Below are 24,157 nucleotides of genomic sequence, written 5' to 3' on the forward strand. Positions count from 1 at the left end.
GCGACAAGCTGGAAGGGCGCTGGTACCGCCAGCACGAGCTGGAACTGGCCAAGGCGCAGCGCGCCCGAAAGAAAAAGCGCGTCAAGGCGATCCACGCCAAGATCAAAAATCAGCGTAAAGACGCGCTGCACAAATTCAGCACCGAGATGGTGCGACAAAACGCCGCCATCTTCGTGGGCGACGTGGCCAGCGCCAAGCTGGTCAAGACCACCATGGCCAAAAGCACGTTGGACGCGGGCTGGGCCATGCTGAAAACCATGTTGGAACAAAAGAGCCATCAGGCCGGTGTGGTGTTCGAGGTCGTGAACGAAGCGTATTCAACCCAGACTTGCTCGTGCTGCGGGGTGATACCCGCCAGCAGTCCGAAAGGTAGGGCGGGTTTGCGAATAAGAGAATGGACGTGCAGCGAGTGCGGAGCGGTACACGACCGCGACGTAAACGCGGCCAAAAACATTCTCGCGGCGGGGCATCGCCGTCTGGCAGCAGGAATCCCCGCCCTTTAGGGCGGGGAGGATGTCAACTGACCTTGGGCGGTACGCACAAAATAGATGACTCGTGCGCCGCCACGCTTGCCCATGCCGGCGCGGTTCCAGCGCAGTTTGCGCAACGCTTTGGTGCCTGGAATCACATCGCCTGCGTTGGGGTTGTCCGCAACGAAACATACAAGCTCCGCCACCTCAGACTCGCTCCAGAAAGCACCGGCGGTGCGCTGGAAAGTGGGAGTTTCGATCACGGTGTACATGATTTATTGTACATCGTATAAATACCCTCACCCCCGCTCCAGCGCCTGCATGGCTTGGGTGATGGCGACGGTTTGCACGCTGACGGTGGTGACGCGGGCGAGCAGGTCGATGACTTTTTCTTTGTGGTCGGCGAAGCGGTAGGTGTTGAAGTGTTCGCGGATGGTGGGGTCTTTGGGTTTTTTCTCTTTGTACTGGTCGAGCACCCAGTCGATGGCACAACGGTTGCCGAGTTGGTAGGCCCACGCGCTGGGCGGGATGCCGCGCAAGGTGGTTTCGGTGTCGAGGGTGATGGTGCCCGCTGCCGGGTCGGATTTGAGCAGGGCTTTGGGGGCTTGGTTGGCCGCGCGGGCTTTGGTGTCGGGTACGTCGGCGCGGGTGAGGGCGTGGGGGGCTACGGTCTCGAAGCCGATGTGCAGGGCCATGAGTTGTGCGCCCCAGTGGGCCCAGCGCCAGAAGTCGGGGTAGAGGGGGATGCGCGGGAATTCGCGCTTGAGGTTTTGTGCGTATTTCTGGCGGTACACGGGGTCGTGCAGCACGGCGTAGCAGTAGTGGAAGATGGCTTCTTTGGTGATGGATTGGGCGGTGGCATCCGGGGCGCTGGCCGTGGCGGGGCTGTGGGCATCGGTTGGGGTGGCGGCATCGGCCTTTTTGCTGCGGCTGGGGCGGCGGGGTTGGGCTGGCGTGGTCGTGGGGCTGTTGCCGTTGCCGTGGTAGTGCTGGGTGAATTGTTCCAGTGCCCAGTCGGTGATGTTGTCGATTTTCTGCCCAAGTTCATAACGATACAAAGGCAGACACTGTGCAGGATCAAGGGAGTAGATTGCATAGTTTGGTAGTGCATCTCCTGCTAGGGCTGCAAAATTTAGACGATTGCCGGAAACAATAGAGATAAATTTGTTTTTATCGAGTTTCCCGGGAAATAAAGTGTCAAGCTGATAGGTCATTTCATTCAGTTGCTTGCTGTAATACAAGCATTGCTTGACAAACGGCCTATACAGGGAAGTTCGGATTCGGTCTTCGTTGAAAACATATTTAATTGATCTGCTCAAGTCATTTTTGACCGCACGAGACCACTTGATTTCATATGCCAGGCGATCCTCAAGACCGGTACGCTTTCGCATTTCACCCTGAAGTCTCAACCGCTCAGAGTTGTATTCCTCGATCAAATATTGAACCTTTGATGCCACACACTCGGAATCAAAGCTATAGACCCATTCGTCCCTTGCGGTCACAACTCCAAGAGAAAATTTCCGAAAAATTGCCTTCACGTCACGGTTGGATTTTGCTGCCTTGGTCTCCTTGCTGGCCAGCGGCAGCAGGGTGTCAAAGTCGTTGTCGGTCAGGTTCAGCCAGTTGGCGTTGGGGTCGGGCTGTATCTGCTCCAGTGCCAGCGTGCGCAGGGGCTGGCTGGCCAGCCAGGCCAGTTTGTCCTCGGCGGTTTCCAGCTCGGGGCGGCGTACGTACCACACACGGGCCGGGCCTGGCTCGTGCGCCGGGCGCTGGCGCTTGACCATGAAGCTGATGGCCACGCCTGTCTGGATGCCGAACACGTTGTGCCGGGTGCCGCTGAGTTTGGGGTTGGCGCGCACGTCGCCGCCCAAGTCCACCACGTAGATGTCGCTGAACTCCTGCGCCACGGTTTTGCGAAAGCCGTCGAAAGTGCGCGCGTCAACAAAGCTGCGGTTCGTCACAAAGGCCAAGATGCCGTTGTCGTCCAGCCGGTCGCTGGCCCAGCGGAAAAAGCGCGCGTACATGTCGTACAGCTTGGTTTTTTGCGCCGTGCTGTGGGCAATGTAGGTGTCTTTGATGCGGCGGTCGATGGCCCCGTATTCGCGGTTCTTGTTGTTGTCGTTCTCGTTGGCCTGGTTGGCGTTGTAGGGCGGGTTGCCAATGACGACGCTGATGCGCCGCGCGTTCTGGCGTTTGATGCGGGTCACGTTCTCGTCGCTCACGCTGCCAAACAGTTCGGCGGTGCCGCCTTTGCCAGCGGTGTGCAGGCCCACGTTGTCCAGCGTATCGACAAAGCACAGGTTGGGGAATTCGGTGTAGTCGCCGGTGATGGCGGCGTAGGTGGCCTCGATGTTGAGGTTGGCCACGTAGTAGGGCAGGATGTCCACCTCGTTGGCGTGCAGCTCGTGCGCGTACTTGTGCGCCAGTTTTTTGGGCTGGCCCCGGAAGTGCTCCAGCAGTTCGCAGATGTAGGTGCCCGTGCCGGTGGCGGGGTCGAGGATGTCCACGCCCTGGTCGATGAGGTGTTTGCCAAAGTGGCGCTCGCACAGCCAGTCGGTGCCCTCGATCATGAAGCGCACGATCTCGTTGGGCGTGTAGACCACGCCCAGCCGGTCGGCGGCCTTGGTGTTGTACACCTTGTAAAAGTTTTCGTAGATGACCTTGAGGAAAGTTTGCTTCTCGCTGTGGCTGCCAATTTGGGCCGCTGCGGCGCGGATGGCGGCGTAGTACGGCTCCAGCCCTTTGAGGGTTTTTTTCTTCAGCGCGCCGGTGAAGAAAGCGGCTTCCAGCTGGTACAGCTCGCGCGCCACGTTGTTGTGCTGGTGGAAGTCGCTGTCGTCAAACACCTTGGCAAAAATTTCTTCGGTCAGGATGTGCTGGATCAGCATCTCGCGCACGTTGTCGGCGGTCAGCGTGGGGTTGATGGCCTCTTGCGCCTGCGCCAAAAACGCGCTGGCGGCGCTGCGGAAGCTGGCGTTGTCGCGGTACTGGGTGTCGATCATCTCCAGCAGGGCTTGCAGCACGGTGGGCAGGTCGGTCTTGAACTGTTCCACCGCCGTGCGAAAGCTCGCAATCTCGGGCCGCTCGAACGCAAAAAACCGCTTCAGCAGCTGGGCCAGCGCGGTGGTGTCGGTCATGTCGCAGCGCAGCGCCTCGTGCTGGTTTTGCCACAGCACGGCGGTGCGGTCATCGCTGAAGATGATGTTGTCCTGCGGGTAGCCTCTTTTGAATTTGTCGCTGATTTCCTTGTCCAGATCGTCCTTTGCGTCTTTGGCCTCCCAATAACCCAGCGGCATGCGCAGTGCGTGCATCAGCACACCGTCCACGTTGATGTGGGTGTTGAAGGTGGTTTTGAGCGGGTATTCGGCCAAAAACAGCAGGTCTTGCTGCTTGCCCCATTGCTTGAGCAAGTCCTTGAAGGCCTCGCGCAAGATGGTTTCGCGCTGGCTGCCACTCACTTTTTTGATGAGATCGAGCTGGTTAAGGTAGTCGTGAATGAGGAGTTGGCTCATGGTGCTGGTGAAAGTAATTTGGTGCAACTGTTGCACATATTAAAATGCTGGGGATGCCGACCCTGTACCGTTTTCCGAATGGCAAAATCGAAATCCGCACCCGAGACCATTTGCCGCCGCACGTGCATGTGTTGCTCAACGATGGGCGCGAGGTGCTGGTGCATTTGGCCGATGGCCAACTGGTGATGCGCCAGCGGGTGCGGCGTGCCGAACTGGCCGAGGCACTGGCCTGGATTGCGGCGCGCAGGGCAGAATTGGTTGAAATGTTTGAGGAGTTGCAGCGATGACAGCGAACCCTTTGCGCTTGCAGCAGGTAACGGCGCTGCCGGGCCAGAAGTTGCACCTGGTGTTTGCCGACGGCTGGTCTGCCGAGGTGGACTTGTCGGGCTGGATTGCCGAGACCCATGCCTTGCAGCCGCTGGCCGACCCGGTGCTGTTTGCACAGCCCCGCGTGAGCGAATGGGGCACGGGCGTGGAGTGGATACCCGACACGCTGGACTTGGGCGCGGACAACCTGCGCCATCTGGCCGTGGAGCAAGCCGGGGGCATAGGCCACGAGCGGCTGTGCCACTGGATGCACGCTTGCGGCCTGACCCAGCAGCAAGCCGCCGACGCGGTGGGGATTTCGCGCCGCATGCTGAATTACTACCTGAGCGCGGCCAGACCGATCCCCAAGACGGTTTGGTTGGCCTGCGTGGGCTGGCAGGCCGAGCGGGCACAGCATAGGGCGCAAGCGCGCACCGTCCGCAGGCGTGGTGCTGCAACGCATGGCACAGGCACGCCCTTGCACGCCTGATCGCGTCAGGTGGGGTCATACCAGCCCCATTTCCGCCATCGAGCGGCAGCCGTTGGCGGTGACGATGATGTGGTCGAGCACGCGCACGTCCAGCAGTTGCAGCGCACCCTTGAGGGTTTGGGTCAAGGACTGGTCGGCGTTGGACGGGGTGGTGTTGCCGCTGGGGTGGTTGTGGGCCAGGATGACGGCAGCGGCGTGGTGATGCAAGGCGCGCAGGGCCACTTCACGCGGGTACACACTGGTCTGCGACAGCGTGCCTCTGAACATCTCCTCCAGCGCCAGCAATTGGTGCTGGCTGTCCAGAAACACCACGGCAAACACCTCGTGTTTCTTGTGGCCCAGGTGCAGTTGCAGGTAGTTTTTGACCGATTCCGGGTTGTCGAACACGGGTTTCTGTTTGAGTTCCTGCGCCAGCGCGCGGCGGGCCAGTTCCACCACCGCCATCAACTCGGCGCGTTTGGCGGGCCCCAGTCCCTTGACGTGCTTGAGCGCCTCGGCACCGCTGTGCAGCAGTCCGGCAATGCCGCCAAAGTCGTCCACCAGCTCTTGTGCCAGTTGCAGCACGTTCTTGCCTTGGGTGCCGGTGCGCAGCAGCAGGGCCAGCAGTTCCGCATCGCTCAGGGCGGCGGGGCCGCGTTGCAGCAGTTTCTCGCGCGGCAGGCTGTCGGCGGGCATGCCTTTCAGGGGTATGTGCGGTGTGGGCATGGTGCGGGGGCTCCCTTTTCTACAATAGCGGCATGTTTGACGGTGCGCGGGCGCGCTGGTGGCCAGGTCGGCATCGGTGCGGCCCGGCGCATTTGACATTTTTACCACGAACAACTGCAATGGCCCGCTATGCCCCACATTGAACCCGGTTCTTTTTTGACCCTGCATTACCGCCTCTCGGGGCCGGACGGGCGCGACTTCATCAACACGTTCGAGGCCCAGCCCGCCACGCTCAGCATCGGGGGCGGCGAGCTGTCGCCGGGCATCGAGCAGCGCCTGCTGGGGCTGGAAGAAGGCACGCACACCACCATCGAGCTGGCCCCCGGCGAGGCCTTTGGCGAACGCCAGCCCGAGATGGTGCAGTGGGTGGCGCGCAAGCTCATGAACCAGTTGGGCGACCCGATGGAGCAATACGTGCCGGGCGATGTGGTGCAGTTCCCCACCCCCGACGGGCTGGGCAGCTACGCCGGTGCGGTGCGCGAGGTGCGTGCCGATGGGGCCATCCTGTTCGACTTCAACCACCCGCTGGCGGGACAGCCGGTGCGGTTTGAAGTGCAAATCATTGGGGTGCTGTGAGATGAGCGCCGCTGTGCAAGAGGTGCTGCTGGCCGAACCGCGTGGCTTTTGCGCCGGGGTGGACCGCGCCATCGATATTGTGGAGCAGGCTCTGCTCAAATTTGGCGCACCCATCTACGTGCGGCACGAAATTGTCCACAACACCCACGTGGTCAACGACCTCAAAAATCGGGGCGCGATTTTCATCGAGGAGCTGGACGATGTGCCCGCCGGGGCCACGCTGGTGTTCAGCGCCCACGGGGTGAGCCAGGCCGTGCAGCAGGAAGCGCGTGCGCGTGGCTTTCGCATCTTTGATGCCACTTGCCCGCTGGTGACCAAGGTGCATGTGGAAGTGGCCAAGCTGCACAAAGAAGGCTACGAATTCATCATGATCGGCCACAAAGGCCACCCCGAGGTGGAAGGCACCATGGGCCAGCTCGACAGCGGTATCCACCTGGTGGAAGACGTGGCCGATGTGGCCCGCGTCCAGCCCAGCCAGACCGACAAGCTGGCCGTGGTGACGCAAACCACGTTGAGCGTGGACGATGCCGCTGCCATCACCGCTGCCGTCAAGGCGCGCTTTCCGCACATCCGCAGCCCCAAGCAGCAAGACATCTGCTACGCCACCCAGAACCGCCAAGATGCGGTCAAGGTGTTGGCCGCTCAGGTGGATGCCGTGGTGGTGGTGGGCAGCCCCACCAGCTCCAACACCAACCGCCTGCGCGAACTGGCCACCCGCTTGGGTGTGCCCGCCTACATGGTGGACGACGCTTCGGAATTGCAAGACGCTTGGTTCGATGGCCGCCCACGCGTGGGCGTGACCGCCGGCGCATCGGCCCCCGAAGCCTTGGTGCAGGGCGTGGTACAACGCCTCAAGGCGCTGGGCGCGGTGTCGGTGCGCACGTTGGATGGCGTGAAGGAAACCACCCAGTTCCCGCTGCCCAAGGGCCTCAAGCTCGACGCCGCCGCAGGCTGAGCCCTCGCTTCCCATTTTTTATTCCATTCCTGTTTCTATTTTTATGCTCGACATCACCCTGCTGCGCAAAGACCTCGACGCCGTGGTCGCCCGCCTCAACACCCGCAAGCACCCACAAGCCTTTTTGAACGTGCCCGCCTTCCAGGCGCTGGAGGCCGAGCGCAAGGCGATCCAGGTGCGCACCGAAGAGCTGCAGGCGCAGCGCAACAGCCTGTCCAAACAGATCGGCATGCTCAAAAGCAAGGGCCAGAACGCCGAAGCCGCCGCCGTGATGGCCGATGTGACGCTGGCCAAGGCCGAGCTGGAAACTTCGGCCACCCGGCTGGAGCAAATCCAGACCGAACTGCAAGCCCTGCTGCTGGCGGTGCCCAACCTGCCGCACGACAGCGTACCGGTGGGGGCGGACGAAACCGGTAACATTGAGGTGCGCCGCTGGAGCCCGCAAGTCGGCCTGGGCGGCAGTCCCGCCGAGCTGGGTTTTGAACCGAAAGACCACGTGGCCTTGGCCGAACCGTTGGGGCTGGACTTCGAGACCGCCACCAAGCTCAGCGGCGCGCGCTTTGTGGTGATGAAAGGCCGCATCGCGCGCCTGCACCGCGCGCTGGCCCAGTTCATGCTCGATACCCAAACCCAAGAGCACGGCTACACCGAATGCTATGTGCCCTACGTCGTCAACGCCGACAGCTTGCGCGGCACCGGCCAGCTGCCCAAGTTCGAGGCCGACCTGTTTGCCGCCAACAAGGGCGGGCAGGACGCCGAACCCGTGCCCGACACGCAGGCGCTGTACCTCATTCCGACCAGCGAGGTGCCGCTGACCAACTTTGTGCGCGACGAGATCGTGGCCGAGGCCGCGTTGCCGATCAAACTCACCGCGCACACACCGTGCTTCCGCTCCGAGGCCGGTTCTGCCGGGCGCGACACGCGCGGCCTGATCCGCCAGCACCAGTTCGACAAGGTGGAAATGGTGCAGATCGTCCACCCCGACACCAGTTACGCCGCGCTGGAGGAAATGACCGGCCACGCCGAGGCCATCCTGCAAAAGCTGGGCCTGCCCTACCGCGTGGTGGCGCTGTGCAGCGGTGACATGGGCTTTGGCGCCAGCAAGACCTACGATTTGGAAGTGTGGCTGCCCGCGCAGAACACCTTCCGCGAAATCAGCTCGGTGAGCAACTGCGAGGCCTTCCAGGCGCGCCGCCTGCAAGCCCGCTTCAAGAACGCGCAGGGCAAGAACGAGCTGGTACACACCCTCAACGGCTCAGGCCTGGCGGTGGGCCGCACCCTGGTGGCGGTGCTGGAGAACTACCAGAACGCCGATGGCAGCGTCACCGTGCCCGAGGTGCTGCGCCCCTACCTGGGCGGCGCCGAACGGCTGTAAACGGCCCCATTTATGACCGACTGGATGCGCTGGCTGGCAGGTGATGTTGCATGGGCGCTGTGGGCGTTGGTGCTGGTGGTGTTGCCATTGGCCGTGCAGGGCTGGCGCTGGCGCCGCCGCGGGCAGGCCGCCGCGCAGCGCGTGGCCGAGCTGGAGCAGCATGCGCAGGCGCTGGAGCACAGCCAGCAGGACTACTGGCACCTGACGCACAACCTGCCCGGCGTGCTGCTGCGCGTGGAGGCCAGCGCGCCGTGGCGCGTGCTGCAGGTCAACCACCAGCTGCAGGCCCTGACCGGCTACACCGAGGCCGACGTGCTGCACCAGCCGCTGTTCGACAGCGCGCTGGCCCCGGCGGTGGTGGCCGATGCCGATCGCCTGCGCCAGACGCTCGAAGCCCTGTCGTGCCAGCAGCCCACCGCGCCCGAGCTGGATGGGCGCTTGCGCCATCGCAACGGCGCCATCCGCTGGATGCAGCTGCACGCCTACCTGCAATGCAGCGCCAGTGGCACGCCCGAGTACATCAACGCGCTGCTGTTCGACATCACCAGCCGCAAGCTGGCCGAGGCCGACCTGCACCAGGCACAGGCCATCATCCAGGGCAGCGACGACGCCATCGTCAGCAAGACCGTGGACGGCATCATCACCAGCTGGAACCAGGGCGCCGAGCGCATCTTTGGCTACAGCGCGCAGGAGGCCATCGGCCAGCCCATGCTGATGCTGTTCCCCGAGGACCGCCTGGCCGAGGAGCGCGCCATCCTGGACCGCATCCGCCAGCAGCACAAGGTGCCCAGCTTCGAGACCGTGCGCCGCTGCAAGGACGGCCGGCTGATCGACATCTCGGTCACGCTGTCGCCGATCCTGGACGCGCAGGGCGAGGTGGTGGGCGCGTCCAAGATCGCGCGCGACATCAGCGAGCGCAAGCGCAACCACGAGCTGCAGGTGGCCAAGGACCGCGCCGAGCAGGCGGCGGCCGCGCGCTCGGCCTTCCTGGCCAACATGAGCCACGAGCTGCGCACGCCCATGAATTCGGTGCTGGGCTTTACGCACCTGCTGCTGGACACGCCGCTGAGCGATGAGCAGCGCAAGTACCTCAACACCGTGCACAGCTCGGCCTCGTCGCTGCTGCGCCTGCTCAACGACATCCTGGACTCGGCCAAGCTCGACAAGGGCGCGCTGGAGCTGGAGCTGGCGGACTTCGATTTGCTGGCGCTGCTGCGCGAGCTGGAGGACTCCTACGCCCTGACCGCGCGCCAGAAGGGCGTGGCCTTCAAGGTGCAGTGCGCGCCCGAGGTCAAGGCCCACTACCGGGGCGACAGCCTGCGCGTGCGCCAGGTGCTGACCAACCTGCTGGGCAACGCCGTCAAGTTCACCGAGCGCGGCGAGGTCGAACTCACCGTGGCCGAAGAAGGCCAGGGCCCGCAGCAGCGCATGCACTTCAGCGTCAAGGACACCGGCATCGGCATGACGCCCGAGCAGTTGCGCCGCATCTTCGATCCCTTCACGCAGGCCGACGCCTCCATGAGCCGCCGCTTTGGCGGCACCGGGCTGGGCACCACCATCAGCAAGCAGCTGGTGGACTTGATGGGCGGGCGCATCTGGGTGGAAAGCGAGCCCGGGCGCGGCAGCGTGTTCCACGTGCTGCTGCCGCTGGCCGACGCCGTCCACCAGGGTGGTGCCGCACCCGAGCAGGCCGAGGACGTGGCACTGCCGCCGCTGCGCCTGCTGCTGGTGGACGACGTGGCGCTCAACCTGCAGCTGCTGGCGCTGTTGATGAAGAAGGAAGGCCACACCGTCACCACCGTCAACAACGGCGAGGCGGCGGTGTACCAGGCCACGCACCAGCCGTTCGACCTGGTGCTGATGGACGTGCAGATGCCGGGCATGACCGGGCTGGAGGCCACGCAGCACATCCGCCACTTCGAGGTCACGCACACACACCCCGCGCTGCCCATCATCGCGCTGACGGCCAGCGTGCTGCTCTCGGACCGCCAGGCGGCGCAGCAGGCCGGCATGGACGGCTTTGCCACCAAGCCCATTGAGCTCAAGCAGCTCAAGGCCGAGATGGCGCGCGTGCTGGGCGTGCAGCCTGGCACCACGGCGCAGGCGGTGGTGCCGCTCACGCCGGTCTGGATCGACGAGACTGCGGGCGTGGAGCGGTGGTCGGGCAGCAGCAGCGCCTGGCGCGAAGCCCTGACCCACCTCTACCACCACCTGCCCGCGCAGGTCGAGCGCATTGTGCAAGGCGTGCGCGATCACAACCCGGACACTGAGGTCTGGATCCACCAGCTGCGCGGCTCGGCCTCGGCGCTGGCGCTGACGGCGCTGGTGCAGGTGCTGGAGCGGTTGGAAAAAGCCTGGCGCAACACCGGCCCCACCAACGTGGTGTCGGCGGTGATGGCGCAGTTCGAGATCGTGGTGGCCCGCACCCTGGCCGCCATGCAGGTTCACGTGGCCCCACCCGTCTTGCCCCCGCCCGACATGGCCCCCGCCCGCTGCGACCTGCCCCAGGTGCTGGCCCTGGCCGCCACTGTGCGCCAGCAGCTGCAGGCCGGCGAATGTGCCCCCGCCACGGTGGAGGCGCTGCAGCGGGCACTGGGCGGCGTGGCCACCCCCTTGCTGTGGCAACCGTTTTACCAGGCGGTGCTCGCCTTTGACTTTGAGCAGGCCCAGGGCGCGCTGGACGCGCTGCTGGCGCGCTGCCCCCAGGCCGGCACGCCCCCCCTTGACCCTTCCGAGCGCACCCCATGAGCGACGACACCCCTGCCGACAACCGTCCCCGCCTGCTGCTGGTGGACGACGAGCCCATCAACCTGATGCTGCTGCGCCACCTGCTGCAGCAAGACTACCGGCTGGCCTTTGCCAAGGACGGCACACGCGCGCTGGAGCTGGCGCGCCAGCAGCCGCCCGACCTGATCCTGCTCGACGTCATCATGCCCGGCATGAGCGGCTACGACACCTGCCGCGCGCTCAAGGCCCAGCCCGAGACCGCGCGCGTGCCGGTGATCTTCATTACCTCCGCCGACGACCCCAGCGACGAGGCCACCGGCTTTGCCGCCGGCGCGGTGGACTTTATCAACCGCCCGTTTGCGGCCTCGGTGGTGCGCTCGCGCATCGTGACGCACCTGGCGCTGGTGCGCGCCGACAAGCTGCGCCTGGTACACCAGCAGGTGGTGCGCTGCCTGGGCATTGCCGCCGAGTACAAGGACAACGAAAGCGGGCTGCACATCATCCGTGTCAGCCAGTACGCGCGCCTCCTGGCCGAGGCGCTGGGCTGGTCGGACGAGCGGGTGGAGGACCTGATGAGTGCGGTACCGCTGCACGACGTGGGCAAGATCGGCATTCCCGACGTGATTCTGCAAAAGCCGGGCCGACTCAGCGCCGACGAGATGGCCGTGATGCAGCAGCACGCCGAGATTGGCGCGCGCATCATCGGCCAGCACCAGGACGGCATGCTGGCCATGGCGGCGCGCATTGCGCTGTCGCACCACGAGAAATGGGACGGCACCGGCTACCCGCTGCGCCTGCGCGGCGAGGCGATCCCGATCGAGGCCCGCATCGTGGCGGTGTGTGACGTGTTCGATGCCCTGACCAGCGACCGCCCCTACAAGCGCGCCTGGAGCGTGGACGATGCGCTGGCCTTCCTCCAGCGCGAGGCGGGCGCGCACTTCGACCCGGCGCTGGTGCCGCTGTTCGTGCAGCGCGCCGATGAGGTGCGCAAGGTCTACCGGCGCTGGAGCGAGGATATCTCAGATATCCAGGCCACCATGCCCGCGTTCGATATCTGAGCCTGCCGTCTGGGCGCCGTAGTGCGCCAGCACCGGCGCCAGCAAGGCGGCGGTCTCGCCCGCCAGCGCGGGCAGGGTGGGCGCGTGGTCGATCAGCGTCAGCAGCGTGCCCAGCTGTGGCGTCACGGTGCCCAGGAACACCGCGCGCCCGTCCACCGCCAGCAGCAGGGTCGGAAAGTTCTCCACGTCCAGCGCATCCAGCCACTCGGCCTCGTCTTCCACGTCGAGCCAGCCCAGGCGCACCCCGGGCCGTTCGCGCTGCGCCTGCGCCAGCAGCGGGGCAAAGTCGCGGCACACGCCACACCACGCCGCGCACAGGCACCAGACCTGCACGCCGGTCGTCATGCCGGCAGCCCCGCCGGCAGCGCGGCCGACAGCGTGGGCGCCACGGGTGGGGTGTCCATGCCGCGCAGGCTCACACCGCCCGACTGGCGCAGGTTGCGGTCGCCCAGCACGGGCTTGTTGTAGGCCGTGCCCAGCAGCTGGCGCAGCGGCTGCAGCCTGGCTTCGAGCGCGTCGGCGTTGGCAATCTTGCTGCGGTAGCGCTTGAGCACCAGCCACGCGGTCTCGATCACCTTGTTGTTGAAGCTGGCCGAGCCTTGCGCCAGCAGGTCCTCCACCGTGCGTTGTGCGTCGCCGGTCAGGCTGGGCGCCAGCGCGGCCTCGATCAGGCGCAGCACCTCCAGGTTGCAGCGTTCCAGGATCTCGCAGTAGCCCTCGTGGCGGCGCGCTGCGCCTTCCAGCAGTTCGGCCATGGCCTTGGAGGTGGCAAAGCGCAGCCCCAGCGCGTGTACCGTGTCCTCGGCGCGCGGCACCATGACGCGTCGTTCCCACAGCAGCACCAGCACGGTGAGCAGGTTGCACGCGGCCTCGAAGTCGAAGTCGGGCTGCGAGATGGCCTGCAGCAGCGGCGCCAGCGCGGCCACGGCCTCGTGCACGTCGTCGTTGAGCAGCCAGTCCAGCACCGTCAGCACCTCGGCCATGCGGCGCAGCCGCACCGACTCGGGGTTGCGCAGCGCCATGCGGCGCAGCTCGAGCTGGCAGGCGGCAAACTGGCGCTTGTCCTGTGCCTCGAAGCGCAGCATGCCCAGCAGTGTGAGCGACTGGCCGTCGAACATCTTGGAGCCCAGCCCCAGGCGCACCGTGCGCTCCAGCAGCTGGGTGGTGGTGTCCTGCTCGCCCCGGTAGAACGCCAGCATGCCCTGGCGCTGCAGGCGGCTGATGGAGGCGGGCGTGAGCTGGGTGGCGGTGCGGTAGGCGTTCAAGGCCTCGTCAAAGCGGCCCAGCTCCATCAGGGTGCGGCCCAGGATGTCAAAGCCATCGGCGTAGCCGGGTTCGTCCTGGGTCAGGCCCTCCAGCACCGGCAGCGCCTGGTGCGGCAGGCCCATCTCCAGCTGCACGCGGGCGATGCCCAGCCGCGCCCACGGTTGCGGGTTGGCCTGCACCACCGCCTCGTACAGGCGCTGGGCCTGGTCAAAGTGCGTCAGGCGCAGCAGCAGCTCGGCGCCCACGCGCGCGGCGTACATCCAGTAGTCGTTGCGCTGCTTAAAGTGCTGCAGGCACAGCCGCGCCGCGTACGGAAAATCCTGCGCCTCGATGGCCTCGTAGATGTCCTGCATCGCCAGCTTGCGCAGCTTGGCGGCGGCAATGCGCTCGGCCAGCCGCGCGGTGGTGAAGGGCTTGAGTAAATAGCCGTCCAGCGCCGACTCGGCGGCCTCTGCCACCTTGGAGTAGCGCGCCTCGGCCGTCACCATCAAAAAGATGGTGGCAAACGGCAGCAGACCGCCCCGGCGCAGGTCGTCGAGCAAGTCCTGCCCGGTGCTGGACTCCTGCGGGAAGAAGTGGTCGCAGATGACGATGTCGTAGGTGCGGCCTTCCAGGTACTTGCGCGCGTCGCTGATGCGAAACGCCGGCTGGATGTCCTTCACCCGCAGGTCGCGCAACTGCGTCACGATGATGGAGCGGGTGGTGGTGTTGGAGTCCACCACCAGCGCGGAGGAGCCGCTGAGATCGACGGGAAGGAGGGTGGAAGATTGGCTCATGCGTGCCGCAGAAGTGGTGCACGCGCGCGGGCGTGCGGAAAATCGAACAATGAGGCGCTGAAGGTTGCAAGCTGAAGTTTATGCCAAAAGCGAAAAAGCGCCCCATGCGGGGCGCCTTTTGCTGGCACGTGCGGTGCCTGGGCCGACGGGCGGCGGTGTGGCGGTTTAGCGCGCGGCGGCGGCCTCGGCCACGGCCAGCGCGGTCATGTTGAGCACGCGGCGCACGGTGGCGGCCGGGGTCAGGATGTGCGCGGTCTGGGCCGCACCCATCAGGATCGGGCCCACCGTCACGCCACCGCTGGTGGTGGTCTTGAGCACGTTGTAGAGAATGTTGGCCGAATCCAGGTTCGGGCACACCAGCAGGTTGGCCGAGCCGCTCAGAGTCGAGTCGGCCAGGTAGGTGCTGCGAATCTCGGGTTGCAGCGCGGCATCACCGTGCAGCTCGCCGTCGCACTCGATCTCGGGGTGCGCGGCCACGAACAGGTCGCGTGCCTCGCGCATCTTCCTGGCCGACGGGCGGCGCGACGAGCCATAGCTCGAATGCGACAGGAACGCCACCTTGGCCGGCAGGCCAAAGCGCTGCATCTCCTGCACGCTCATCCACGCGATTTCGGCCAGCTCCTCGGCGCTGGGGTTTTCATTCACGTAGGTGTCGGTGATGAACAGCGGGCCGTTGTTGGTCATCAGTGCGTTGAGGGCGCCGAAGTTGTTGGCGCCCGCCTTTTTGCCGATGATGCTCTCGATGCGCTCCAGGTGCGTCATGTAGTCGCCGCTGAGGCCGCAGACCATGGCGTCGGCGTCGCCCAGGCGCACCATCAGCGCGGCGATGATGGTGTTGGAGCGGCGCACGGCGGCCTTGGCCACGGCCGGGGTCACGCCGTCGCGCGCCATCAGGCGGTGGTATTCCTCCCAGTACTGGCGGAAGCGCGGGTCTTCCTCGGGGTTGACGTTTTGCACGTCCAGGCCCAGGCGCATGCGCAGGCCGGCCTTCTCGATGCGGGTGGCGATCACGGCGGGGCGGCCCACCAGGATCGGCGCGGCCAGGCCGTCGTCGATGGCGATCTGGGCCGCACGCAGCGCGCGCTCGTCCTCGCCGTCGGCGTAGGCCACGCGCTTCTTGTCGGCGGCAATGGCCTTGGCGGCGTTGAACACCGGGCGCATCAAAATGCCGGTCTGGTAGATGAAGCGGCCCAGGCTCTCCTTGTAGGCGGCCATGTCCTGGATCGGGCGCGTGGCGACGCCAGAATCGGCGGCGGCCTGCGCCACGGCGGGCGCAATTTTGAGGATCAGGCGCGAGTCAAACGGTTTGGGAATCAGGTACTCGGGGCCAAACACCAGTTCCTGGCCCGCGTAGGCGGCGGCCACTTCGTCGCTGATCTCGCTCTTGGCCAGGTCGGCAATCTGGCGCACGCAGGCCAGCTTCATTTCCTCGGTGATCTTGGTGGCGCCGCAGTCCAGTGCGCCACGGAAGATGTACGGGAAGCACAGCACGTTGTTGACCTGGTTCGGGTAGTCCGAGCGGCCCGTGGCGATGATGCAGTCCGGGCGTGCGGCCTTGGCCACCTCGGGGCGGATTTCCGGCTCCGGGTTGGCCAGCGCCAGGATGATGGGCTTGTCGGCCATGGACTTGACCATGTCGGCATCAACCACGCCCGGGGCCGAGCAGCCCATGAACACGTCGCAGCCCGCCATGGCGTCGGCCAAGGTGCGTTTGTCGGTGTCGCGGCAGAAGCGTTGCTTGGAGGCGTCGAGCTTGCCCGCCAGCGCGTCGGCGCGCTGGCTGTGGATCACGCCCTTGGAGTCGCACACCAGAATGTTTTCGACCTTCACGCCCAAACCGACCATCACGTCCAGGCAGGCAATGGCGGCAGCGCCGGCGCCGGAGACCGCCATCTTGATCTGGCCGATGTCCTTGCCCACCAGCTCCAGGCCGTTGAGCAGCGCGGCGCTGGAGATGATGGCGGTGCCATGCTGGTCATCGTGGAACACCGGAATGTTCATGCGCTCCTTGAGCTTCTTCTCGATGTAGAAGCACTCGGGGGCCTTGATGTCTTCCAGGTTGATGCCGCCCAGCGTGGGTTCCATCGCGGCAATGATGTCCACCAGCTTGTCGGGGTCGTTCTCGGCCAGCTCGATGTCGAACACGTCGATGCCGGCGAACTTCTTGAACAGGCAGCCCTTGCCCTCCATCACCGGCTTGGACGCCAGCGGGCCGATGTCGCCCAGGCCCAGCACGGCGGTGCCGTTGGTGATGACGGCCACCAGGTTGCCGCGGCTGGTGTATTCGGCGGCCAGGGTCGGATCGGCTTCAATGGCCAGGCACGGGAAGGCGACGCCGGGGGAATAAGCCAGGCTCAAATCGCGCTGGTTGGACAGCGGCTTGGTCGGGTTGACCGAAATCTTGCCCTTGGAGGGGGAGCGGTGGTACTCCAGCGCAGCGTCTTTGAGGGCTTGTTCAGCGGGGGTCATGTGGAGGTCTCTCAGTGTTGTGTTGTACCGTGGTGCGGTGGGATGGGCACAAAGCTTGCCCCAACCTGACAACAGTGTAACGGTTGGTGTCGATACAATCGTGTCAAACGCCACAATCTTGTGGCGAGCAGGGGAATTTACATGCAAAAACGCTGGTGTGTGGCGGCCATGGTGTTGGGTTTGTCGCTGTCGGCTTGGGCGCAAACCGTCAAGGTGGAGCAACCTTGGGTGCGGGCCACGGTGCCGCAACAGCGCGCCACAGGCGCTTTCATGCAGCTCACGGCCAGCGCCGACTCGCGCCTGGTGGCGGCGCAGTCGCCCGTGGCGGGTGTGGTGGAAATCCACGAGATGGCGATGGAGCGCGACGTGATGAAGATGCGCGCCGTTCCGGGCCTGCCACTGCCCGCCGGCCAGGCCGTGGCCCTGCAGCCCGGTGGCTACCACGTGATGCTGATGGATCTGAAAACCCAGGTCAAGCCCGGCGTGCCGGTGCCGCTGACGCTGGTGTTCGAGCACGCCAACGGCACCCGCGAGACGCTGGAACTGCAGGCCGAGGCCCGCGCCATGAACCCGCGCGCCCCGGGCAGCGGCCCCATGCCGCACGGGCAGGGTGGCCGCATGGCCATGCCGCACTGATAGCTTGATTTCCCGGCAGGCCCTCCACATGTTGCCGCTGCAGCGCACCGTGGCCCGGCGCGCCACCCGTTGGTGGGTGGTGTGGGCGCTGCTGTGGGTCACGGCACTGGTGCCCGCGCTGGGGCCAGTCTGGGCCCAGGCTCAACTGCAGAATCTGCCACCCGGGCTGCAGGTGTGTACCGCCACGGGCATGGTGTGGGTGCAAGACGCCAGCGCCATTGCCAACGCCGATCTGCAGGACGACGCTCCTGCGGCCGCGATGGATATGGAATGTCCGTGGTGCCAGTCCCATACCGGGGCGGCACCGTTGCCCGCGCCCGCCGATGCTGGCTTTGTGGCCAGCGTGCGCCGCAGCACCTGGCCGCCGCAATACGACCGACCCGCTCCTGTGGCTTGGGTGTGGCGGTCGGCTTGGACGCGCGGCCCGCCTGCGCTGGCCTGATACCCGCCTGTTGCCCCCGCAGCGGCACGTTGTGTGCCCGCAGCGGCTTGGCGCAAGCGTGTGGTTTTTCCTTGGATTGAAGCAGTGGTTGCGGGTGGATGGCCCGTCGTCGTGTACGTGCCTATGGACGTGTGTGCGTGGCGGTGCCCAACCCGGGCCGGTGATGGTGGTATTGACGTGCCCCTCGCTGTTGGCAGCGGGTGCGCTGGCGCATGTTTGAAAGAAATGGTTGATCGTATGTTGTTCCGTGGTTCATTGGGGCGGGTTTCGGCGCGCCGCCATTCGGTGTGGGGTGTGGCGTTGGGGTCGATGCTGGTGCCGTGGTCTGGGGTGTCCGCGTGGGCCAGCGAGGTGGATGGGGCCGCGTTGCCCGAAGTGACGGTACGGGCCACCGCGCCCGCCGCATTGCCACGGCCCACCGTGGTGCAGGATGCCGTGTGGCTGCAAACGCGCCGCACCGCCACCAGCGACACGGCCAGTTTGTTGCAGGACGCGCCGGGCGTGGCGCTGTACGGTGCGGGTGGTGTGTCGGGCTTGCCGGTGGTGCGTGGGCTGGCCGACGACCGGGTGCGCGTGCAGGTGGATGGCATGGACTTGATCTCGGCCTGCGGCAACCACATGAACCCGCCGCTGTCCTATATCGACCCGCAACACGTGGGGCGGGTGCAACTGTTCACCCGCATCGCGCCGGTCAGTGCCGGGGGCGATGGTCTGGGCGCGGCGGTGCAGGTGGATTCGGCCCCAGTGGTGTTTGCCGAGTCTGGTCAAGCACCGCTGGTGCAGGGTGAACTGGGCGCTTTTTACCGCAGCAATGGCAACGCGCACGGCGGCCATGCGTCGGCCACTTGGGCCAACGAGCATGTGAGCGTGAACTACCGCGCCGCCAGTGCGCAGTCTGGCAATTACCATGCCGCCGAAGGCTTCAAGCCCGCTGGGCTTGCGGCGGCGGGGCGCGGTGTGCTGGGGGCGGACGAGGTCGGCTCCAGCGCCTACGAATCCAACAACCAGGCGTTGACGCTGGGCTGGCGGCCCGACCAGCGCCACCAGTGGGAGTTGAAACTCGGCACGCAAACCATTCCGTACCAAGGCTTTGCCAACCAGCGCATGGACATGACGGACAACGACAGCGAGCACGTCAACCTGCGCTACCGGGGCCGCTACGACTGGGGCCAGCTGGAAGCGCGCGTGTACCACGAACACACGCGCCACGCCATGCAGTTTGGCGACGACAAACTTTACTGGTACGGCCCCGGCAACGGGGTGGACGGCGTGGCGGGGCCGCTGTCGGGCGGGGCCAACGGCTACGCCGCTGGCATGCCCATGGACACCGAAGGCCGCAACACCGGCGTGCGCCTCAAGGCCGATGTGCCGCTCAACGAGCGCGACCTGCTGCGCGTGGGGGCGGAGTGGCAACGCTACCGCTTGGACGACTGGTGGATCCCCTCGGGCAAAGGCATGTGGCCCAACACGTTCTGGAACATCCGCGATGGCGAACGCGACCGCGCCGCCTGGTTCGGCGAATGGGACGCGCAATGGAGCCCGCAGTGGAGCACCCAACTGGGCCTGCGCCACGAGCAGGTGCGCATGAACGCCTGGCCGGTGCAAGGCTACAACGCCACCTTCAGTCCAGCGGACGAAACCGCCTTCAACACCGCCGACCGCAGCCGTACCGACCATCTGTGGGACTGGGTGGCGCTGGCGCGCTTCGAGCCCGACAACACCCAAAGTTACGAGTTCGGCTACAGCCTGAAAAACCGTGCCCCCAACCTGTATGAGCGGTTTGCTTGGTCTACCCACGGCATGGCCATGCGCATGGTCAACTTGGTGGGTGATGGCAACGGCTACGTGGGCAACCTGGGCCTGGCGCCCGAGAAGGCGCACACCCTGAGCTTCAGCGCCGATTGGCACGACCCAGCCCGCCAGCAGTGGGGCGTGCAGTTCTCGCCGTACGTCACGTACGTGCAGGATTACATCGACGCCGCCCGCTGCGTCTCGACCACGCCCTATGGCATGGCCTGCACCAGTGCCAACCTGAGCGCGCAAAACGCCTTCGTGTACCTGCGCTACGCCAACCAATCGGCGCGGCTGTATGGGTTCGATCTGTCGGGCCAACGCCAGTTGGGTCAGGGGGCTGGTGCCAGTTGGGCCGTACGCGGCCAGTTGAACTGGGTGCGCGGTCAGAACCGTACCACGGGTGACGATCTGTACCACATCATGCCTCTCAACGCCAAGTTGGCGCTGGAGCGCCAGCAGGGCCGTTGGAGCACCACGTTGGAGGCTGAGTTGGTGTCCGCCAAAAACCGCGTGAACGCCACCCGCAACGAAACCGAAACCGCTGGTTACGGCTTGCTGCACCTGCGGGCCAGTTACGCTGTGGGGCAGGTTCGGTTGGATATGGGTGTGGAGAACTTGCTTGACCGCTATTACGAACATCCGTTGGGTGGTGCTTACACTGGGCAAGGCAAAACCATGTCGGGCACGGGCGTGCCGTGGGGCGTGGCCGTGCCGGGTGCGGGCCGCAGCGTGTACGCGGGCGTGAACGTGAAGTTCTGAGTCAGCGGTTGCGCTCGAACGTGACCACGTGGTGCATGGCGGGGCGGATGCCGATCCAATCGCCCAGCTCGTGGTCATGGTGCGAGGGCACGTGCGTGAGCACGGTCTCGCCGCTGGCCAGGCGCAGGGTGTAGAGGAATTCTGAGCCCCGAAACGCCTTGCGCACAATTTGGCCTTGCACGCTGGCGTGGTCGTCGTGGACGATGTCGTCGGCGCGCAGCAGCAAGTCGCATTCGCCGTTGGGGTAGGCGCTCGGCAGGGGGCATTCTTCCACCCCGTGCAGGGTACCCAGTGGGGTTTGCACCACGGTTTCGGTGCCTGCTTGCACGATGCGTACCGGGGCAAACACGCCGTGGCCGATGAATTCGGCCACAAAGCGGCTGGCCGGGCGGTGGTACAGCGCGTAGGCATCGTCCCACTGGTGCAGGTGGCCTTGCTGCATCACGCCAATCACGTCGCCAATGGCAAAGGCTTCGAGCTGGTCGTGTGTGACGAACAGCGCCGTGGTGCCCGAGCGCTTGATGATGGCGCGCACTTCGTGTGCCAGCCGTTCGCGCAAGTCCACATCCAGGTTGGAAAAGGGTTCATCCAGCAGCAGCAAGCGCGGCTGGGGTGCCAGCGCCCGCGCCAGCGCAATGCGTTGCTGTTGGCCGCCCGAAAGTTCATGCGGGTAGCGCGCTTCCATACCGTCCAGCCCCACCAAGGCCAGCACTTCGGCCACACGCGCGGCACGGGCCGGGGCCGACAGGTGGCGCAGGCCAAAGGCGATGTTGCGCCCCACGTCCAGGTGCGGAAACAGGGCGTAGTCCTGGAACACCATGCCAATGCGGCGCTGTTCGGGCGGCACGTGCAGCGTGGCACTGCTCACGGTGTCTTTTTCCAGCTGGATCTGGCCGCCGTTGACGCGCTCCAGCCCCGCCACCGCGCGCAGCAGCGTGGTTTTGCCGCAGCCCGAGGGGCCAATCAGCACCCCGATATCGCCCGCACGCAGGCCCAGCGACACGTGGTTGACCGAGGGGTGCGCCGCCCCGGTGTAGCGGATGGTGAGTTGCGAGACGTTCAGGAACATGCGCCACATTGTAGATAATGGTGATTCTCATTTATAGCCCACGATGTCCTCAGTCCTGAATCCCCTGCGTTGGTTCGCGCCGCTGGCGCTGTTGAGCTTTGCGGCGGTGCTGGCGCTGCCGGTGCTGGCGTTGGCGGCGGCGTGGCTGCAATTGGATGCCGCCTCCATCGACGTGCTGCACCAGATGCTGGAGACGGTGTTGCCCGAATACACCGGCACCTCGCTGCTGTTGTGTGCGGCGGTGGCACTGGGGGTGGGTGTGGTGGGCATGGCCACCGCCAGCGCGGTGACGTTGTTCGACTTTGCGGGCCGCCGCGTGATGGAGTGGGTGTTGCTGCTGCCCTTGGCCATGCCCGCTTACGTGGTGGCGTATGCGTACACCGATTTTTTGCAATTCTCGGGCCCGCTGCAAACCGGCTTGCGTGAGGCGATGGGCTGGCAGGGCCGGGTGTTCCCGGAAGTGCGCAACGTGTGGGGCGCGGTGTGGGTGTTCACGTTCTCGCTGTACCCGTATGTGTACCTGCTGGCGCGCACCGCGTTGAGCGAGCGGGCCTCGCAACTGATGGAGGCAGCGCGCTTGCTGGGCGCGCCCATGTCGCGCCGTGTGCGCGAGGTGGCCTTGCCGCTGGCCCGGCCTGCGGTGGCCGCGGGCATTGCACTGGCGCTGATGGAAACCTTGGCCGACTTTGGCGTGGTCAGCTACTTTGGCGTGCAGACCTTCACCGCTGGTATCTACAAGGCCTGGCTGGTGATGGACAACCGCCTGGCGGCGGCGCAGTTGGCCACCGTGTTGCTGGCCACAGTGGGCGTGCTGTTGTGGCTGGAACACCGGGCGCAGCGCCGGATGCGTTTTTCGTCCCTGCGCGGCACACGTGCGGGCAGTGCCGAGGCGCAGCCCGTGGCCTTGCAGCGGGGCTGGGCTGCGCTGGCGCTGCTGGCCTGCGCCTTGCCCGTGCTGTTTGGCTTTGTGTTGCCGGTGCTGTTCATGCTGCGCCCGCTGCTGGAGAGCTGGGGCGAACTGCCTTGGGCCGATTTTGTGCGCTGGGCGGGCAACAGCCTGTGGCTGGCGGGCCTGACCGCCGGCCTGGCCACGCTGGCCGCGTTTGGGCTGGCGTTTGCGCAACGCACCCAACCCAACCGCCTCACGCGCACGGTGGTGCAATTGGCCGGACTGGGTTACGCCGTGCCGGGCGCGGTGATTGTGGTGGGCCTGCTACTCCCTGTGGGTTGGCTGCAAGTGGTGGCCCCCGACAGCAGCGTGGGCTACTGGATCACCGCCACCGCACTGGGCCTGGTGTGGGCGTACATGGTGCGTTTCTCCTCGGTGGCGTTGCAGTCCGTGCAAAGCGGCTATGCGCGCATTCCCACCAGCCTGGACGATTCGGCCCGCATGCTGGGCACCACCGGGCCGGGTTTGTTGGCGCGGGTGCATTGGCCGCTGCTGCGCCGCTCCACCGCCGCCGCGCTGCTGCTGGTGTTTGTGGACGTGATGAAAGAGCTGCCCGCCACGCTGGTGCTGCGGCCCTTCAACAGCGACACACTGGCCGTGGTGACGTACCAGTTGGCGCGCGATGAACGTTTGGGCGAAGCCGCCTTGCCCGCGTTGACGTTGGTGCTGGTGGGCTTGCTGCCGGTGGTGTTGCTCAGCCGCACCTTGCGCAGCAAATAGCGGGGCCACGCAACACTGGTCACGCGCCCCGACCTGAGTGCCGCCCAGGCCAAGGAGCGCGAGGACGGTGCCCGTGAGTACCTGCGCACCTTGCCCCCAGCCGAAGCCGCGCGCGTGCTGGGCAACCGCCAGCGGCTCGATTTGGTGCTGGGTGGCGCAGACTGGGAGAAGGTGACGCAGGCGGCGGTGCGGGAGGAGTACCGGCTGAAGAGGGTGGGGGGATAATTGGCCGATGCGCGAATTCAGGCAACCCAGCGAAACCTTTGGCCCCTACGACCCCGGCGCACCCAAGGTCAAGCCCGACACCTCCACCCCGGCACGCCGTGCGGCGGTAGAGGTCGAGGATGCCATCCGCAGCGACACGCTCGAAACCGGCACCTTCATTGCGCCTGATGGCCAAGTGCTGCTGCGCCGTCAAGGGCAGCCCGACCGGATCACGTTCTTGGAAAGTGAGCTGCTCCAGATGCGCGGGGCTACGTTCACGCACAACCATCCGGGCGGGGCATCGTTCAGTGTTGGTGATGTTGATACGGCCAAGTTCGCCATGCTGCTGGAGGTTCGTGCCGTGACGGCGGACTTCAGGCACATCATGCGTGATTTGCTGAAAGTGCCGCCGGTGGGTGTTATTGAAACCTTTCGTCGTCAGACTCAGCAATCGTTGGTGCAAACCGTCCACGATATGGCCAAGCGTGGCATCATTCGCCCTGCGGATGCTCAAAAAGAGGTTGAGCACCAGTTCTGGGTTGCGCTATCGCAGCGGTTTGGGTTCCTGTACCGGAGGGAAAGATCATGAAATCACAAGGCATTACCGTGGGGCAGGCTTTCCGCGATTTTGAGGCGTTCAAGCACACCAACTTTCCACCGGGGCAGCGCGCTTTCTACGACGGGCCAATGGATCCACTTAAACGCATGGCTGAACAGATCCAGCGCGAACTTGAAGCTGAAATTGCAGCAGCCGGTGGCATAGAGGCGTGGCGCGCGCAGCACCACGAACCCGCCCCGTTTGTGTACGGCTTTTTGGGCGATGTCAACCTGTTCCACGGTCGCGCCCACGAAGGGTTGCTGCACCTGGACGGCGTGGCCACCGACACCCCCGAACACGC

At 65.5% G+C, this 24,157-nt stretch carries 21 protein-coding genes and 1 pseudogene; 15 read left to right on the forward strand and 7 right to left on the reverse strand.

From position 1 onward, the window contains the following. Nucleotides 1-503, forward strand: a 503-nt coding sequence (locus CON76_RS04470) for an RNA-guided endonuclease InsQ/TnpB family protein (RefSeq protein WP_145995329.1), incomplete at its 5' end; no start/stop codon positions are given. Here the strand turns inward: CON76_RS04470 and CON76_RS04475 are convergent. Both CON76_RS04475 and CON76_RS04480 read right to left on the reverse strand, forming a co-directional pair. Continuing rightward, nucleotides 500-733: a hypothetical protein gene (locus CON76_RS04475; RefSeq protein ID WP_145995330.1), complete on the reverse strand. Its 234-nt coding sequence runs from the start codon at nt 731-733 to the stop codon at nt 500-502. The two genes, CON76_RS04470 and CON76_RS04475, sit on opposite strands and share 4 nt — an antisense overlap. A gap of 36 nt (nt 734-769) precedes the next feature. After that, nucleotides 770-3,982: a type ISP restriction/modification enzyme gene (locus CON76_RS04480; RefSeq protein ID WP_101102174.1), complete on the reverse strand. Its 3,213-nt coding sequence runs from the start codon at nt 3,980-3,982 to the stop codon at nt 770-772. 53 nt (nt 3,983-4,035) lie between these two features. Between CON76_RS04480 and CON76_RS04485 the strand changes: the two genes are divergently transcribed. After that, the gene (locus CON76_RS04485) at nt 4,036-4,269 is read left to right on the forward strand and encodes a DUF4160 domain-containing protein (protein ID WP_101102175.1); all 234 of its coding nucleotides are present in this window, start codon (nt 4,036-4,038) and stop codon (nt 4,267-4,269) included. Continuing rightward, the gene (locus CON76_RS04490; RefSeq protein ID WP_101102160.1) at nt 4,266-4,778 is read left to right on the forward strand and encodes a DUF2442 domain-containing protein; all 513 of its coding nucleotides are present in this window, start codon (nt 4,266-4,268) and stop codon (nt 4,776-4,778) included. The genes CON76_RS04485 and CON76_RS04490 overlap by 4 nt, the downstream gene beginning before the upstream one ends. A 15-nt stretch (nt 4,779-4,793) precedes the next feature. Here the strand turns inward: CON76_RS04490 and radC are convergent, their stop codons facing one another. Further along, nucleotides 4,794-5,468: a RadC family protein gene (gene radC, locus CON76_RS04495; protein WP_101102176.1), complete on the reverse strand. Its 675-nt coding sequence runs from the start codon at nt 5,466-5,468 to the stop codon at nt 4,794-4,796. 144 nt (nt 5,469-5,612) lie between these two features. Here radC and CON76_RS04500 point away from each other — a divergent pair, with 144 nt between their 5' ends. From CON76_RS04500 to CON76_RS04520, 5 genes are read left to right on the forward strand one after another with little or no spacing between them, the layout of a single operon-like run. Beyond that, nucleotides 5,613-6,059, forward strand: coding sequence for an FKBP-type peptidyl-prolyl cis-trans isomerase (locus CON76_RS04500; RefSeq protein WP_101102161.1), 447 nt, complete (start codon nt 5,613-5,615; stop codon nt 6,057-6,059). Between the two features lies 1 nt (nt 6,060). Next, nucleotides 6,061-7,014 (forward strand): 4-hydroxy-3-methylbut-2-enyl diphosphate reductase, encoded by a 954-nt coding sequence (ispH, locus tag CON76_RS04505; RefSeq protein WP_101102162.1) that lies wholly within the window; start codon nt 6,061-6,063, stop codon nt 7,012-7,014. Between the two features lie 43 nt (nt 7,015-7,057). Further along, nucleotides 7,058-8,389: a serine--tRNA ligase gene (gene serS, locus CON76_RS04510; protein ID WP_101102163.1), complete on the forward strand. Its 1,332-nt coding sequence runs from the start codon at nt 7,058-7,060 to the stop codon at nt 8,387-8,389. 12 nt (nt 8,390-8,401) lie between these two features. After that, on the forward strand, nt 8,402-11,137 hold the full coding sequence (locus CON76_RS04515) for a PAS domain S-box protein (protein ID WP_101102164.1): 2,736 nt from the start codon (nt 8,402-8,404) through the stop codon (nt 11,135-11,137). Continuing rightward, on the forward strand, nt 11,134-12,174 hold the full coding sequence (locus CON76_RS04520; RefSeq protein WP_101102165.1) for an HD domain-containing phosphohydrolase: 1,041 nt from the start codon (nt 11,134-11,136) through the stop codon (nt 12,172-12,174). Before CON76_RS04515 ends, CON76_RS04520 begins: the two co-directional genes overlap by 4 nt. Here the strand turns inward: CON76_RS04520 and CON76_RS04525 are convergent. From CON76_RS04525 to CON76_RS04535, 3 genes are all read right to left on the reverse strand, one after another. Further along, complete coding sequence (locus tag CON76_RS04525; protein ID WP_101102166.1) at nt 12,136-12,519, reverse strand: thioredoxin family protein; 384 nt, start codon at nt 12,517-12,519, stop codon at nt 12,136-12,138. The genes CON76_RS04520 and CON76_RS04525 overlap by 39 nt on opposite strands. Next, entirely contained in the window at nt 12,516-14,216 is a 1,701-nt protein-coding gene (locus CON76_RS04530) for a response regulator (RefSeq protein WP_101102167.1), read from the reverse strand. The genes CON76_RS04525 and CON76_RS04530 overlap by 4 nt, the downstream gene beginning before the upstream one ends. 165 nt (nt 14,217-14,381) lie before the next feature. Continuing rightward, the gene (locus tag CON76_RS04535) at nt 14,382-16,685 is read right to left on the reverse strand and encodes an NADP-dependent malic enzyme (protein WP_101102168.1); all 2,304 of its coding nucleotides are present in this window, start codon (nt 16,683-16,685) and stop codon (nt 14,382-14,384) included. Between the two features lie 141 nt (nt 16,686-16,826). Between CON76_RS04535 and CON76_RS04540 the strand changes: the two genes are divergently transcribed. The 3 genes from CON76_RS04540 to CON76_RS04550 all read left to right on the forward strand — a co-directional run bounded on the left by CON76_RS04540 (nt 16,827) and on the right by CON76_RS04550 (nt 20,316). Then, nucleotides 16,827-17,321, forward strand: a complete 495-nt coding sequence (locus CON76_RS04540; RefSeq protein ID WP_101102169.1) for a copper chaperone PCu(A)C — start codon at nt 16,827-16,829, stop codon at nt 17,319-17,321. A gap of 28 nt (nt 17,322-17,349) precedes the next feature. Further along, the gene (locus CON76_RS04545) at nt 17,350-17,763 is read left to right on the forward strand and encodes a DUF2946 family protein (protein WP_101102170.1); all 414 of its coding nucleotides are present in this window, start codon (nt 17,350-17,352) and stop codon (nt 17,761-17,763) included. Between the two features lie 225 nt (nt 17,764-17,988). Next, the gene (locus CON76_RS04550) at nt 17,989-20,316 is read left to right on the forward strand and encodes a TonB-dependent receptor (RefSeq protein ID WP_240592767.1); all 2,328 of its coding nucleotides are present in this window, start codon (nt 17,989-17,991) and stop codon (nt 20,314-20,316) included. 1 nt (nt 20,317) lies between these two features. Here the strand turns inward: CON76_RS04550 and CON76_RS04555 are convergent, their stop codons facing one another. After that, nucleotides 20,318-21,385: an ABC transporter ATP-binding protein gene (locus tag CON76_RS04555; RefSeq protein ID WP_101102171.1), complete on the reverse strand. Its 1,068-nt coding sequence runs from the start codon at nt 21,383-21,385 to the stop codon at nt 20,318-20,320. A gap of 43 nt (nt 21,386-21,428) precedes the next feature. Between CON76_RS04555 and CON76_RS04560 the strand changes: the two genes are divergently transcribed. The 4 genes and pseudogenes from CON76_RS04560 to CON76_RS04570 form a co-directional block, all read left to right on the forward strand. Further along, nucleotides 21,429-23,054, forward strand: coding sequence for an ABC transporter permease (locus CON76_RS04560; RefSeq protein WP_101102172.1), 1,626 nt, complete (start codon nt 21,429-21,431; stop codon nt 23,052-23,054). A 90-nt stretch (nt 23,055-23,144) separates the two neighbouring features. Continuing rightward, nucleotides 23,145-23,279: a hypothetical protein gene (locus CON76_RS13680; RefSeq protein WP_276308990.1), complete on the forward strand. Its 135-nt coding sequence runs from the start codon at nt 23,145-23,147 to the stop codon at nt 23,277-23,279. A 7-nt stretch (nt 23,280-23,286) separates the two neighbouring features. Next, on the forward strand, nt 23,287-23,847 hold the full coding sequence (locus CON76_RS04565; RefSeq protein WP_101102173.1) for a hypothetical protein: 561 nt from the start codon (nt 23,287-23,289) through the stop codon (nt 23,845-23,847). 203 nt (nt 23,848-24,050) lie between these two features. Next, nucleotides 24,051-24,157 (forward strand): annotated as a pseudogene (locus CON76_RS04570) (sulfate ABC transporter ATP-binding protein); the annotation flags it as partial.

The organism is Macromonas bipunctata (genome assembly GCF_002837135.1).
GTDB classification, from domain to species: domain Bacteria; phylum Pseudomonadota; class Gammaproteobacteria; order Burkholderiales; family Burkholderiaceae_C; genus Macromonas_A; species Macromonas_A bipunctata.

Coding starts and splice junctions, on each gene's coding strand:
- CON76_RS04555 (WP_101102171.1), bottom strand. CDS start 21,385: ATGTTCCTGAACGTCTCGCAACTCACCATCCGCTACACCGGGGCGGCG.
- CON76_RS04490 (WP_101102160.1), top strand. CDS start 4,266: ATGACAGCGAACCCTTTGCGCTTGCAGCAGGTAACGGCGCTGCCGGGC.
- CON76_RS04540 (WP_101102169.1), top strand. CDS start 16,827: ATGCAAAAACGCTGGTGTGTGGCGGCCATGGTGTTGGGTTTGTCGCTG.
- CON76_RS04530 (WP_101102167.1), bottom strand. CDS start 14,216: ATGAGCCAATCTTCCACCCTCCTTCCCGTCGATCTCAGCGGCTCCTCC.
- serS (WP_101102163.1), top strand. CDS start 7,058: ATGCTCGACATCACCCTGCTGCGCAAAGACCTCGACGCCGTGGTCGCC.
- CON76_RS04515 (WP_101102164.1), top strand. CDS start 8,402: ATGACCGACTGGATGCGCTGGCTGGCAGGTGATGTTGCATGGGCGCTG.
- CON76_RS04480 (WP_101102174.1), bottom strand. CDS start 3,982: ATGAGCCAACTCCTCATTCACGACTACCTTAACCAGCTCGATCTCATC.
- CON76_RS04535 (WP_101102168.1), bottom strand. CDS start 16,685: ATGACCCCCGCTGAACAAGCCCTCAAAGACGCTGCGCTGGAGTACCAC.
- CON76_RS04565 (WP_101102173.1), top strand. CDS start 23,287: ATGCGCGAATTCAGGCAACCCAGCGAAACCTTTGGCCCCTACGACCCC.
- CON76_RS04485 (WP_101102175.1), top strand. CDS start 4,036: ATGCCGACCCTGTACCGTTTTCCGAATGGCAAAATCGAAATCCGCACC.
- CON76_RS04500 (WP_101102161.1), top strand. CDS start 5,613: ATGCCCCACATTGAACCCGGTTCTTTTTTGACCCTGCATTACCGCCTC.
- CON76_RS04520 (WP_101102165.1), top strand. CDS start 11,134: ATGAGCGACGACACCCCTGCCGACAACCGTCCCCGCCTGCTGCTGGTG.
- CON76_RS04550 (WP_240592767.1), top strand. CDS start 17,989: ATGGTTGATCGTATGTTGTTCCGTGGTTCATTGGGGCGGGTTTCGGCG.
- CON76_RS04545 (WP_101102170.1), top strand. CDS start 17,350: ATGTTGCCGCTGCAGCGCACCGTGGCCCGGCGCGCCACCCGTTGGTGG.
- CON76_RS04560 (WP_101102172.1), top strand. CDS start 21,429: ATGTCCTCAGTCCTGAATCCCCTGCGTTGGTTCGCGCCGCTGGCGCTG.
- ispH (WP_101102162.1), top strand. CDS start 6,061: ATGAGCGCCGCTGTGCAAGAGGTGCTGCTGGCCGAACCGCGTGGCTTT.
- CON76_RS04525 (WP_101102166.1), bottom strand. CDS start 12,519: ATGACGACCGGCGTGCAGGTCTGGTGCCTGTGCGCGGCGTGGTGTGGC.